This window comes from Collinsella sp. AM43-1 (assembly GCF_003467925.1).
Classification (GTDB): domain Bacteria; phylum Actinomycetota; class Coriobacteriia; order Coriobacteriales; family Coriobacteriaceae; genus Collinsella.
Map to the genome: position 1 here is coordinate 12729 of NZ_QSFR01000011.1, position 12676 is coordinate 25404.

11 protein-coding genes and 1 pseudogene are annotated in these 12676 nt (G+C 60.6%); 2 read left to right on the forward strand and 10 right to left on the reverse strand.

The features are described from left to right. The 9 genes and pseudogenes from DW925_RS06640 to DW925_RS06675 all read right to left on the reverse strand — a co-directional run bounded on the left by DW925_RS06640 (window position 1) and on the right by DW925_RS06675 (window position 8106). A complete protein-coding gene (locus DW925_RS06640; protein ID WP_117582916.1) occupies window positions 1-798 on the reverse strand; it encodes a DUF4931 domain-containing protein in 798 nt (265 codons plus the stop codon). A 3-nt stretch (window positions 799-801) separates the two neighbouring features. Further along, window positions 802-1038 (reverse strand): copper homeostasis protein CutC, encoded by a 237-nt coding sequence (locus DW925_RS10345; protein WP_304999750.1) that lies wholly within the window; start codon window positions 1036-1038, stop codon window positions 802-804. Window positions 1039-1114: 76 nt separating this feature from the next. Beyond that, a pseudogene (locus tag DW925_RS10350) lies at window positions 1115-1537 on the reverse strand (copper homeostasis protein CutC); the annotation flags it as partial. Between the two features lie 269 nt (window positions 1538-1806). Continuing rightward, window positions 1807-2508 carry an ABC transporter ATP-binding protein gene (locus tag DW925_RS06650; RefSeq protein ID WP_035137222.1) on the reverse strand — a complete coding sequence of 234 codons (702 nt, stop codon included), beginning with the start codon at window positions 2506-2508 and terminating at the stop codon, window positions 1807-1809. Between the two features lie 12 nt (window positions 2509-2520). Next, window positions 2521-3381 carry an ABC transporter ATP-binding protein gene (locus tag DW925_RS06655; RefSeq protein WP_117582914.1) on the reverse strand — a complete coding sequence of 287 codons (861 nt, stop codon included), beginning with the start codon at window positions 3379-3381 and terminating at the stop codon, window positions 2521-2523. Further along, the gene (locus DW925_RS06660; protein ID WP_117582913.1) at window positions 3371-4450 is read right to left on the reverse strand and encodes a branched-chain amino acid ABC transporter permease; all 1080 of its coding nucleotides are present in this window, start codon (window positions 4448-4450) and stop codon (window positions 3371-3373) included. The genes DW925_RS06655 and DW925_RS06660 overlap by 11 nt, the downstream gene beginning before the upstream one ends. A 9-nt stretch (window positions 4451-4459) precedes the next feature. Further along, window positions 4460-5341 (reverse strand): branched-chain amino acid ABC transporter permease, encoded by an 882-nt coding sequence (locus DW925_RS06665; RefSeq protein ID WP_117582912.1) that lies wholly within the window; start codon window positions 5339-5341, stop codon window positions 4460-4462. A 139-nt stretch (window positions 5342-5480) separates the two neighbouring features. After that, a complete protein-coding gene (locus DW925_RS06670; RefSeq protein ID WP_117582911.1) occupies window positions 5481-6668 on the reverse strand; it encodes an ABC transporter substrate-binding protein in 1188 nt (395 codons plus the stop codon). Window positions 6669-6939: 271 nt separating this feature from the next. Continuing rightward, window positions 6940-8106, reverse strand: a complete 1167-nt coding sequence (locus DW925_RS06675) for an ABC transporter substrate-binding protein (protein WP_117582910.1) — start codon at window positions 8104-8106, stop codon at window positions 6940-6942. A gap of 250 nt (window positions 8107-8356) precedes the next feature. Here DW925_RS06675 and DW925_RS06680 point away from each other — a divergent pair, with 250 nt between their 5' ends. After that, a complete protein-coding gene (locus DW925_RS06680; RefSeq protein WP_117582909.1) occupies window positions 8357-9700 on the forward strand; it encodes a homoserine dehydrogenase in 1344 nt (447 codons plus the stop codon). A gap of 214 nt (window positions 9701-9914) precedes the next feature. Further along, entirely contained in the window at window positions 9915-10664 is a 750-nt protein-coding gene (locus DW925_RS06685; protein ID WP_117582908.1) for an SDR family NAD(P)-dependent oxidoreductase, read from the forward strand. 283 nt (window positions 10665-10947) lie between these two features. Here the strand turns inward: DW925_RS06685 and DW925_RS06690 are convergent, their stop codons facing one another. Then, complete coding sequence (locus DW925_RS06690; protein WP_117790664.1) at window positions 10948-12510, reverse strand: cation:proton antiporter; 1563 nt, start codon at window positions 12508-12510, stop codon at window positions 10948-10950. Between the last annotated feature and the right edge of the window lie 166 nt (window positions 12511-12676).

Genomic DNA, 12676 nt, shown 5'->3' on the forward strand with positions numbered 1-12676 from the left:
CTATACGAGCGTTTCCAGATGCGCACGCAGGCGATCAGCATCGATATCGAGCGTGGTCTCGGCATTAACCTGGGCCAAACGATAGCCGACAAAGTAGGGCGAAACCACCCAACGCGGAAGCGCCTTGGCAATGGTCCGGCCGTCCATGTGGTAGAAGAACAAGTTGTACGACTCCGCGCGGCCGCCGTGGTGCTCGTGCAGGATATAGCGCAGGGCCACCTGAATCGCATCGGCAAACAGGTCCGCTTCGGCTTGGTCGCGGGCGTCGTCGCTGGCGGCGATTCCCTGTGGAGCCGAGACGTTGACCTCAAAGAATCCCATAATCGGTTCGGTTGAGATGTTGACCGAGATTCTCCCCTGCTGCCAGACAGCGATGCCTTCAAAGTTGGCTAAGGTCAGCGCCGCATAGCCGTCCTCCTGTTCCAAGCCCACAATCTGCATGTGTGGATGGACGAGGCTGCCGCCCGAAAGCGGACCTTTGTTCTTATACATGAGTACACTGCGGTACTGCTGGGAATCGATCATCTGCTGCCAACAGCCCAGAGCAAACCGCATCACATGGTGGAGTTCATCCGGCTCATAGGTCACCAAGTCGGCATCGTGATCTGCCGATTCAATCAACACGGTTTGACGGGTGGCGCGCAAGGTCTTGAACCTATTCTCGAGCCAGATGCAGTCACCATCGCGCTGGATGATGTTGGCGAGCCCCTCCGTGTCACAAAAGGGGCACGCGGTGCCAGGGCGACGATTATCGTCGGGCTTACCGCTCGCCTGCTGGACGTCAAATACCAGCGCCACGGGTTATACCTCCAGCGGCACGATCTTGGTGCCATGGAGTTCGGAGACGCCCAGTGCCGCCGCCACGGTATCGCGATTGGCCGTGGAAATGCCGCCACCGGGAAGAATGGTCAGGCGGTCGCCCGCATACTCGACAAGACGCGACAGGTGCTCCAGGTTGTCCTCGATCGGCGTTCCGGCAGCACCACCATGCGTCAGGATGCGCGTGATGCCGCAGTCGGCGAGTAGTGTCAATGGCATCGAGCTGAGCCTCGAGCGAGAGCTGGTCAAAGGCCATGTGGAAGGTGATATCGATGACCCCGCGCTTGCACTCCTCGGTCGCGCAGCCCGTAGCCATCACGAGAGCGCCGAGGGTGAGCTCGTCGAGCGCCCAGCCGCCGGCACAGGGCTTGCAGCAGCCAAAGACCAGGCCGTCAACGCCGGCGCTCACGGCAAGACCCAAGTCCATCTCCATCATGCGCAGCTCGTCCTGATTGTAGTGAAAGTCACCGCCACGCGGGCGAATCATGCACATCACTCGCGCGTCATGCTCGTGAGCATAGCTGACCGTAGTGCTGATAACGCCGGCCGAGGGCGTAGTGCCACCAACGGCAAGGTTGTCGCACAACTCGATGCGCTTAGCACCGGCATCGATAGCCGCCGGCACACGCTCAAAGTTCTCGGCACAAAACTCGTACAGCATAGATAGACCCCCAAAGACAGCAGATGTTTTCCGACGGGCATTGTCACACACCCCCATGAAGTTGCGGTGGAATAAGGACTCTTTTGACCTCTGAGGCTCCCATTTAGTCCCTATTCCACCGCAACTTAAAGGGAATAGTCGTTGGCATCTGCCACAACGTCGATGTTTTGGCAACGACAGCGAAAACCCGCCAGAGCGAGCAAGGTGCCTTGAAACGAGGCGGCATTGACCTTCTGGTCATGCCGCCGAAGTTGAAAGGCAGATTGCCGCTCTGGCGGGCTTGCAGCGTCGAGCCGTTACGCGGTTTGGTAAAACCGCGTAACTAGTTAACCGCCCAGGTAGGCTTTACGCACGTTATCGTCGTGCAGGAGCTCTTGGCCGGTGCCGGTCATGGTGATCTTGCCGGTCTCGAGCACGTAGCCACGCGTGGCGATCGAGAGCGCCATCTGCGCGTTCTGCTCGACCAGAAGCACCGTGGTGCCGGCCTTGTGCAGGTCCTCGACAATCTGGAAGATCTGCTCAATCAGAATCGGCGCCAGGCCCATGGAAGGCTCGTCAAGCATGAGCAGTTTGGGGTTACTCATAAGGGCGCGCCCCATAACGAGCATCTGCTGCTCGCCGCCTGAAAGGGTGCCGGCGACCTGGCGACGACGTTCCTTCAGGCGCGGGAACTGCTCGTAGACGCGCTCCAGGCCCGGAGCCACCGTGGACTTGGGCTGCGTATAGGCACCCATCTCCAGGTTCTCCTCGACCGTCATCTGCAAAAAGGCGCGACGTCCCTCGGGAACCTGAGCCAGGCCCTTACCAACCAGCTTATCAGCGGGCGTATGGGTAATGTCCTCGCCCATAAACTTGATGGAGCCGGTCTTAGAGCGCAGCAGGCCCGAGACCGTCTTGAGCGTTGTGGACTTGCCGGCACCGTTCGCACCGATCAGGGCCACGATCTCGCCCTCGTTGACGTTAAAGGAGATGTCCTTGATGGCGTGGATGGCGCCGTACCAGACGTTGATGTTGTAGACGGAAAGCATCGGCTCTGCCATTTAGTTCTCCCCCTTATCCTGCTTGCCCAGATATGCCTCGATAACGGCATCGTTGTTCTGGATTTCCTCGGCCGTGCCCTTGGCGATAACCTTACCAAAGTTGAGCACGCAGATGCCCTCGCAGATGTTCATGACGAGCGACATATCATGCTCGATAAGCATGATGGCAATGCCAAAGGTGTCGCGAATCTTGACGATGTTCTCCATGAGCTCGGCGGTCTCGGACGGGTTCATGCCGGCGGCAGGCTCGTCGAGCAGCAGCAGCTTGGGGTTGGTGGCAAGCGCGCGGACGATCTCCAGGCGGCGCTGAGCGCCGTAAGGCAGCGAGCCGGCCTGTTCGCTTGCCAGATGCTCCATATCAAAGATGGACAGCAGCTCCATGGCACGCTCATGGGCGGCCTTCTCGTGCTTCCAGTACGTCGGCAGGCGCAGCACGCCCTCAAAACCGGAATAGCGCTCCTGGTTGTGCAGACCGACCTTGACGTTGTCCTCCACCGTCATGGTGTTGAACAGGCGGATGTTTTGGAACGTACGGGCGATGCCCATGCGGTTGACCTGATAGACCGACTTGCCCGAGGTGTCCTCACCGTCGAGCAGGATGGTGCCGTGCGTGGGCTGGTACACCTTGGTGAGCAGGTTGAAGACCGTGGTCTTACCGGCACCATTGGGGCCAATCAGGCCGGCGATCTCGGTCTTGCCGATAGTCAGGCTAAAGTCGTCGACTGCCTTAAGGCCACCGAACTCAATGCCCAGGTGGATGCACTCGAGCGCCGGGCGCTGGCCCAGATCGCGATCGGGAACGATGGCGCCAGAAGGATACGGGACCATCTTGCCCTTGTTGAACTCAAATTTACTGGGCATCGGCTGCCACCTCCTTCTTGGAAGCAAAACGGTCCTTGACGCGACCGAAGAACGCTTTAAGCTGCGGGTTGTTGGTAAAGATCATGACCAGGATCAGCACGATGGCATAGATGAGCATGCGGTAGTCCGAGAACTGACGGAGCAGCTCGGGAAGTACCGTGAGCAACGCCGCTGCGATGACGGAGCCGCGCATATTGCCCAGACCGCCCAAGACCACGAACACCAGAATCAGAATCGACGTGTTGAAGTCGAACTTAGTGGCGGAGAGCTGCGAGAAGTTGCCGCCGAAGAGGGCTCCGGCAGCGCCGGCGAGAGCGGCGGAAACCACGAAGGCGATCATGCGGTACTCGGTGACGGAGATGCCCACGGACTCGGCTGCAATCTTGTTATCGCGCACGGCCATGATGGCACGGCCGGTACGGCTGCGCACCAGGTTGAGCACGATCACGAGTGCGACCATGACCAAGATGGCACCGGCAAGGAAGGTCGAGTACGTCGACACGCCCGAGGCGCCCTGGGCGCCCTTGATGATGGCGGTGCCGTCCTCGAGCAGGTGCAGGTCGTCGATCGTGGAGTTGCCCGTGATGTTAAAGATCACATGCAGGCCGTGGGAGTCGACGCCCACGATAAGGCAGGTGACGATCTCTTTGATAATCTCGCCAAAGGCCAGCGTCACGATAGCCAGGTAATCGCCGCTCAGGCGAAGGACCGGGATGCCGATCAAGAAGCCCAGGATGGCGGCAGCGATGGCGCCGACCACGATGCTGATGACAAGACGTATCGGATCGGAGGGAACGGCGCTCTCGAGGGCGACCGCGGTAACGATGCCTGTATAGGCGCCGACGCTCATAAAGCCCGCGTGGCCCAGCGACAAGTCGCCCGCGATGCCGACGACGAGGTTAAGGGAGATAGCCATGACGATATAGGCCGTGATGGGAACCAGCTGACCGGCGATCATGCGCGGAATCATGTGGTTAGACTGCATAAAGAACACGATGGCGAACGCCACAAGGCACATGGCGTACGTAACAAAGTCGTGACGCGTCTGCTTGTCTTTAAGAAACTTCATAACGCTCACCTACACCTTCTCGGGGACGTACTTGCCCAAGAGGCCGGCAGGCTTGACGAGCAGGACGATGATCAAAACACCAAAGACGATGGAGTTGGCAAGGCTCGTGGAAATATAAGCCTGTGCCATCGCCTCGATGATACCGATGAGAATGCCACCGACAAAGGCACCGGGGATGGAGCCGATGCCACCGAAGACAGCGGCATCGAAGGCCTTGATGCCAGGCATGGCACCCGTCGTGGGCTGCAGCACCGGCGAGTAGGAGCACAGCAGCACGCCGGCGATGGCGGCAAGGGCGGAGCCGATGGCGAACGTCATCGAGATGGTGCGGTTGACGTTGATGCCCATGAGCTGAGCGGCGGCCTTGTCCTCGGACACGGCGCGCATGGCTTTGCCCATCTTGGTCTTGCCTGTAAAGAACATCAGGCCGGCCATGATAACCAGGCAGGCGACGATGGTGACGAGCGAGACGGCGCTTACGTTGAACTTGGCCAAGAACTCCGGCACCTGGAAGGTGACGAGCGAAGTGAAGTTCTTGGGCGTGGCGCCCCACAGAAGCTGCGCGGCGTTCTGCAGGAAGTAAGACACGCCGATGGCCGTGATCAGAACGGCCAGAGGGCCTGCTTGGCGCAGCGGCTTGTATGCCAGACCCTCGATGAGAACACCGAGAACCGTGCAGACCACACAAGAGAGAATTACAGATGCCCAGCCCGGGAGGCCGAGATACGACGTGGCGCAGAACGAGACATAGGCACCGACCATGATGACGTCGCCGTGAGCGAAGTTCAGCATCTTGGCGATACCGTAGACCATGGTGTAGCCCAACGCGATGATGGCGTAGACGCTGCCCATGGACAGGCCGTTGACCAGGTATTGGATAAAGACTGTCATGTTCCACATCCCCCTTTCGAATAGGTTTCCAGTTGATGTATGAAACAGGGACGTTACATCGTCCCTAGATACCAAGCAAGCAGGGAAGGCCAAAACCTCCCCTGCTTGGGATCAAAACCGCTCTATGTAAGGCGGCCTATTAGGCCTGTACGTACTTGCCGTCGGTGATGACGTACGCCGTGGGCTCCTTCTGGACCTGACCCTTATCGTTCCAGGTGAGCTTGCCGGTCAGACCGTCAACGGTAATCTTGAGCATAGCCTTGGACAGCTTCTCGGCGACCTCGGTCGGGTCGGCGTCGACACCAAGACCGGCCTCCTTGAGGGCCTCGGCCACCGCGTGCACACCGTCGTAGGCGTCAGCGGCAAACTGGTCGGGGGTATCGCCGTACTTATCCTTGTAAGCGTTGACGAAGTCGGCGTTCTTCTCGTCGTCGGCAGAGAACGGGGTCATGAGCAGCAGACCCTCGGCAAGAGAGGTGTCGAAGCCCTCAACGCCCAGGATGCCGTCCATGCCGTCGCAGCCCATCATCTTGACGTCGTAGCCCATGTCCTTGGCGTTCTTGAGCAGGACGGAGGCCGGGGTGTAGTAGATCGGCGCAAAGATCATGGTGGCGCCGGCCTGCTTGGCCTTGGTCAGCTGGTTGGTAAAGCTCGTGGCGGAGTCGTCCTTAAAGGTCTCCTCGTCGACAATCTCGAGCTTGGACTCAGCAGCCTGAACCTTAAAGGCATCCGCGACACCCGAAGAATAGGCGTCGCCGGAGTTATAGAACAGCACGAACTTCTCGTCCGCATACTTCTGCGCCAGGAACTTGGCAGCGTTGACGCCCTGGTTGGGGTCGGTGAAGCAAACCTGGAAGACGCAATCCTTGCCGTCGGTGACGTCCTCGGAGGACGCGGACGGGGTGATCATGAACGTCTTGGGGTCGTTACCACACTCGGCGGCAACGGCAACCGACGCGCCCGTGGTGGTCGGGCCGACGAGGGCCTGCATGCCCCAGTCGAGCAGGGTGTTGAAGGCGTTGACGGCCTTCTCGCCATCGGCCTGGTCATCCTCGGCCTTGCTGGCAAGCGGCAGCTCCTTGGTGGAGAAGTCCTTGCAGCCAAGCTCGACGCCCTGGGTAACAGACTTGCCGTAGGACGCGTTGGCGCCGGTCAGCGGGCCGATGGTGCCGATCTTAAACGAAGCGTCGCCCGAAGCGGAACCACTGTCGCCGCCGTTGGAGGAGCAGCCCGCTAGAATGGACATCGCCCCCAGACCTGCTGCGCTCGCGATAACGCTCCTGCGATTCATAACAGGGTTCAATGACTTACCGGTGAGGCTCGACATGCGGCTCTCCTCTCAAATCTCGTCGGGTTTTGGTTGCCCGACAGGCCATCCTTCGCCGTGTTCGGCGTTCGCAAAATAGTAGACGCTTTAGTTAGGAAAAGTGGCGATTATTTCAACTTTTCTTTGGATTTGTTCATTTATCCATATTTCTGCGTATTTCTATTTTTTTATGCAGTAATGCCACTTTATTGTGTAAAAGTAATGTTTCCATTCTGTTACAGGCGACCCCGCCCTGAATAAAACTGCCTCATCGGTTGCGCTTTATGCACACTTAGGCAGCGATGTACTTGCCGTCCTGAATCACATAGGCCGTAGCAGGCTTTTCGACTTGGCCCTCGTCGTTCCACGTGAGCTCGCCCGTCAGGCCCTCGATCTTGATTTTACGCATGGCCTTGGCGAGGTCGCCGGCAATGTCGGCGCCGTCGGCCGTAATATCGATGTCTGCCTTATCGATAGCCTCGACAATCGCATGGACGCAGTCATAGGCATCGGCGGCAAACTGGTTGGGCGTCTCGTCGTAGGCGTCCTTATATGCCTTGACGAAGTCGGCGTTCTTCTCATCGTCGGCAGAGAACGGGGTCATGAGCAGCACGCCCTCGGCAAGGGAGGTGTCGAAGCCCTCAACGGAGAGCAGGCCGTCCATGCCGTCGGTACCCATGAGGGTCATGTCGTATCCCATGTCCTTGGCGTTCTTGAGCAAAACGGACGCCGGCGTGTAGTAGATCGGCGCAAAGATGAGCGTGGCGCCGGCCTCCTTGGCCTTGGTGAGCTGGTTGGTAAAGCTCGTGGAGGAGTCGTCCTTAAAGGTCTCGGCATCGACGATATCAAGTTTGGACTCCTTGGCCTGCTCGGCAAAGGCATCGGCAACACCCGAGCTGTACGTATCGCCGGAGTTGTAGAACAGGGCGATCTTGGCGTCTGCATACTTCTCGGCCAAAAACTTGGCAGCACTCGCGCCCATGGTGGGGTCGGTAAAGCAAACCTGGAAAACCGTGGTCTTGTCCTTGGTGACGTCGAGGGACGAAGCAGAGGGCGTGACCATGAGCATATCGTCGGCGATCTCGCCCGAGACAGCGACGGCGGCACCAGTCGTGACGGGGCCGACGAGCGCCTGCATGCCCCAGTCGCACAGGGTATTGAAGGCGTTGATAGCCTTCTCGCCGTCGGCGACGTCATCCTCGGACTTAAGCGAGAGTTTGAGGTCCTTGGTCGAGAAATCCTTGGCGGCAAGCTTGGCACCCTTCTCGGCCGAAACGCCATAGGTTGCCGCGGCGCCGGTCAGAGGGCCGATAACGCCAATCTTGAAGGTCTTGCCGTCATCGGCGGTGCCGCCGTCCGAGCCACCCGACGAGCAACCAGCGAGTGCGGCGGTGCTGCCGAGCGCCGCAGCGCCGGCGAGAAAGTTCCTACGGCTGAGCGTGCTGTTGATGTTGAACATGGTGTCCCCTTTTTCGCTGGCCGCGGTGCGGCCGTCTTGCGGTACAGGGCAAACCTTATGGCGCAAACGTTGACAGTTTGTTACGGAAGTCCGTTTGTAGCGAGCGTGTTTCCAATGTTTCCGCAGCGTTTCGGGGGTGCCGTTTTGTGCGGCTCCTGTTGCCTGGCGAGCACGCGCCCCCGGTTCACGCTAGAATGCACTCAACCTTTAAGCGGTTAATCCATCCATAAGATGCACGAAGGAGCTATCTATGAGCGAATCCCTGCGCACCGTGAACGTCGGTCTGATCGGTCTGGGAACCGTCGGCGGCGGCGTGGCCCGTCTGATCAAGAGCCACCACGATGAGTACCTGGCAGCCTACGGCATCGACCTTAAGCTGACCCGCGCCTGCGCGCTTGCTTGGGAGCAGGCCGAGGCGGCAGGCATTGAGCGCGAGGCCTTTACGAGTGACTGGCACGACGTCGTCACCGACCCCGCCGTCGACATCGTCGTCGAGCTCATCGGAGGCGAGCATCCCGCAACCGAGATCTTTACCACTGCCTTCGAGAACGGCAAGCATGTCGTCTCCGCCAACAAGGCTCTGCTGGGCCGCCATGTCGAGACGCTTGCCGAGAAGGCGCGTGAGTGCGGCGTGCAGATTAAGTGCGAGGCCAGCTGCGGTGGCGGCATCCCCATCGTCAGCACGCTCGAGCACGACCTGGTGGGCAACAAGATCCTGACCATCGCCGGCATTCTCAACGGTACCACCAACTACATCCTGTCGCGCATGGACGCCGAGGGCGCCGATTACGCCGACGTGCTTGCCGACGCGCAGGCCAAGGGCTATGCCGAGGCCGACCCGTCCGCCGACGTCGACGGCTTCGATGCCGCCAGCAAGACGGCCATCCTCGCCTCCATCGGCTTTGGCACCCGCGTTACCACCGATGATGTGTACCAGCAGGGTATCCGTACCATCGGCGCCGAGGACATCGCCCAGGCCCGCGAACTCGGCTACACCATTAAGCTGCTCGGCATCGCCCGCAACACCGACGCCGGCGTCGACGTCCGCGTGCATCCCACGCTGATCCCCGCCGACCACATGCTTGCCAAGGTCAACGGTGCCATGAACGCTGTCTACGTGGTAGGCGACGCCGTGGGCGAGACCATGTTCTACGGCGCGGGCGCAGGCTCCTTCCCCACCGCGAGCGCCGTCGTGGGCGATATTCTGTCGCTCTCCGAGCAAATCAGCCGCGGCGTGGCCCCGCTGCCCGAGATTGAGCCCTATGGCCACAACCTCGCCTTTAAGCCCATGGACGAGCTCCAGACCAAGTACTATGTGCGCCTGAAGGTCGCCGACCGCGTGGGCGCCCTGTCCGAGACGGTCGACATCTTTGCCAAGCACAACATCTCGATCTCGCTCATCAACCAGGTCGAGGACGGCAAGTCGGGCGTCAGCGATGCCTGCTCGGTCATCTTCCTGACGCACCGCGCACTCGAGAAGGACGTCCAGGCTGCCGCCGCCGAACTTGCCAGCGTCGACTGCGTGGCCGAGGTCGCCAACGTCCTGCGCATCGAGGACGTCGAGGCTTGGACCGAAGACGTCATGGCGAACTAACCCAACGCTCGCCCAGCAATACGCGCCTTGAGGGCTCCCGTCCGATGTGGGACGGGAGCCCTTTTGTCTCCTGCCCTAAGCACGACGGCAGAGCACATTTGCGCGAGCCGCTCATCGGTAACACGGGCTACCGTTCACCGATATGCAAACGCGGCCGATTCCGGCTACCGCTACGCTGTGCTGCGAATGTCCGCCCGCGATGAGAGGAAGCACCATGTTGCTCGAGGGCAAGAAAGCAATCATCACCGGAGGCACGCGCGGTATCGGCTATGCCATCGCCTGCCGTTTTATCGAGGAAGGCGCTGCCGTCACCGTATTTGGCTCGCGCCAGGAGACTGCCGATGCTGCCGTTGAGAAGCTGGAAGCTGCCTATCCCGAGGCCAAGGTCTGGGGCCGCTCCTGCGACCTCACCTCACTCGAGGCCGTAACCGAAGCCTTCGCCGCGGCTGCCGACGATATGGGCGGCTTGGACACCGTCGTCAACAATGCCGGCATCTCCCAGCGCTCCCCCCTTTTGGACTACACGGCCGAGGAGTTTGCAAAGGTCATGGACCTCAACGTCGTCGCTGTCTTTAATGGCCACCAGGCTGCCGCCAAGATCATGACCGAGGCCGGCCACGGCGGCACCATCACCACCACGAGCTCGATGGTCGCCAAGTACGGCCAGCCCTCCGGTGTCGGCTACCCCACGTCCAAGTTTGCCGTCAACGGCATGGTCCAGTCGCTCTCGCGCGAGCTCGCCCCCATGGGCATTCGCGTCAACGCCGTCGCCCCCGGTGTGACCAAGACCGATATGGTCGCCAACCTGCCCGAAGAGGTCATCAAGCCCATCATCGCCACCATTCCGCTGGGCCGCATGGGCGAGCCCGAGGATGTCGCCAACGCCTTTGTCTTCCTGGCGAGCGACATGTCCGCCTACGTCACGGGCGCCATCCTCCCCGTCGACGGAGCCGCCCGCTCCTAAAGGTCGCAAGCCACAGCTTTAAACCTCAACCGAGCTCAACGCAAGAAGGTGCGCTGCCTGCATCAACCGCAGGCAGCGCACCTTCTTCTATTCGAAAAGGAAACTGCGTCCCATAATTCCGGCTCAGAATGGGATGCGCTTTCCCTAACGAGCCTCTCGCGGAAACTGCATCCCACTCTGAGCGCCCATTCCGGGACACAGTTTCCCAACGCTCCCCGTTTCGGAAACCACATCCCGTTCCGAGCCTTCAAAGCGGGACGCGGCTTCCCCGAGAAAGTATCGACTACTTACCGTCGTCGTCTTCGGCTTCTTCGCGCGCATAGAGCTCCAGCATGCGGCGGCGGTATTCGCGCACGGCGAGCTTGGCGCGCTCCAGGCGGCGGCGCTCACGCGGAGTCAGCTCGGACGGGTCGACCTCGTCTCCATAGGTCTTATCGGCAAGCAGGTGCGCCGCGTCCACGATGCGGGCATCGATGTGGCCGCTCGCTGCCTCGGCGGAAAGACGCTCGGCAATCGTATCGAGCGTAGGCAGGCCCTCGAATACGCGACCACGGCCATGCGAGGTCAGCAGCTCGTGCTCGCGCGCGAGCAAGCTCGCTAGGTCGTGGTGGGCGCGCAAGATGTCGAGCGCATCGGATGGATGCTCGGCAACCTCTGCCACGGCGGCGACCGGTGCGGCATCCACCACGCGGTAGAAGAGCTGCGCGAGCAATGGCATCAAGAACACCGTGATGGCACCGGCGGCAACCATGACCGACGCAATATCTTGCGACAGCGCGCCCGCGTTGACGGCAACGCTCGTAACGGCAACGATGATCGGCAGCGCCGTGGTGCAGTACAGGGCCACGGTAATGCGACCATACGCCGACACATCGCGCGTCGCAGGACAAATGCTCATGGAAATAAGAATGGGCACGGCACGAATAATCAACAACGCCACGATAAAGCCCGCGAGCAAGCCCGGGCGCGACGCCACGGCCGTCAGGTCGATCTTTGCGCCCGACACGGTAAAGAACACCGGAATCAAAAAACCGTAGGCCAGACCGTCGATCTTGGTCTCGAGCGTATGGTTGCCCTCGGGGATGATATAGCGCAGGACAAAGCCAGCGGCAAAAGAACCCAACACGATGTCGAGATCAAAGACAGCCGAGAATGCCACGAGCGTGACCAGGATGAGCACCGTCAGGCGCACGAAGGTCTGCGACGTGGTATCGGCGCGCTCCTCAACAAATGCAAAGAAGCGGCTGCCGACGCGCTTGGAGCGGCTCGGGACCACGGCCAGCAACACGCAAACCACCGCAAACAAGCCAAGGATAACGAGCGTTTGGATGCCAGTGCGGGCAGACAACAGCACCGACATGGCGAGCACGGGACCGAGCTCGCCCCAAGTGCCATACGCGAGAATCGAGTCGCCCACGCGCGTGCCGGTGAGCGAGCGCTCACGCATGATGGGCACAAGCGTACCGAGCGCCGTCGAAGTGAGGGCAAGCGTCACGGCGATACCGTCGAAATGACTGACTGAGAACCACGGGGTAAAGCGCACGGCAAGCCAGGCGATACCAAACGTGACGGCCCACGTCGCCAAGCCGTAGCGCCCCTCGACGCCTGTGATGCTCTTGGGGTCGATCTCAAAGCCGGCAAGCAGGAACAAAAAGGCCAGGCCCAGCTCGGACACAAGCGAGACCTCAGCATCTACATGGATGACGCCGAGCATATGGGGTCCCAGTACCGCGCCGAGCGCGAGCAAAAAGACCGTCTCGGGAACGGGTTTTCCGGGAATCGCCGAGGCGATAAAAGGACTCGCAAAGGCCACGAGTGCGATGATGGCGAGCGAAACGAATGCCATGTGATGCCTTTCTCTTGTTTGCGCTTCACTGTAGCACCCTCGCCGTCCTCAACGCGCCGCGAGCTGTCGTATCATAGTGAGGTTTACAAACATGTGGCTCAAGGCGACCGCAGGGCAGACCCCGCAAACCGACCGCTGCCGCATACCGTACCGTACGCCCAACCGA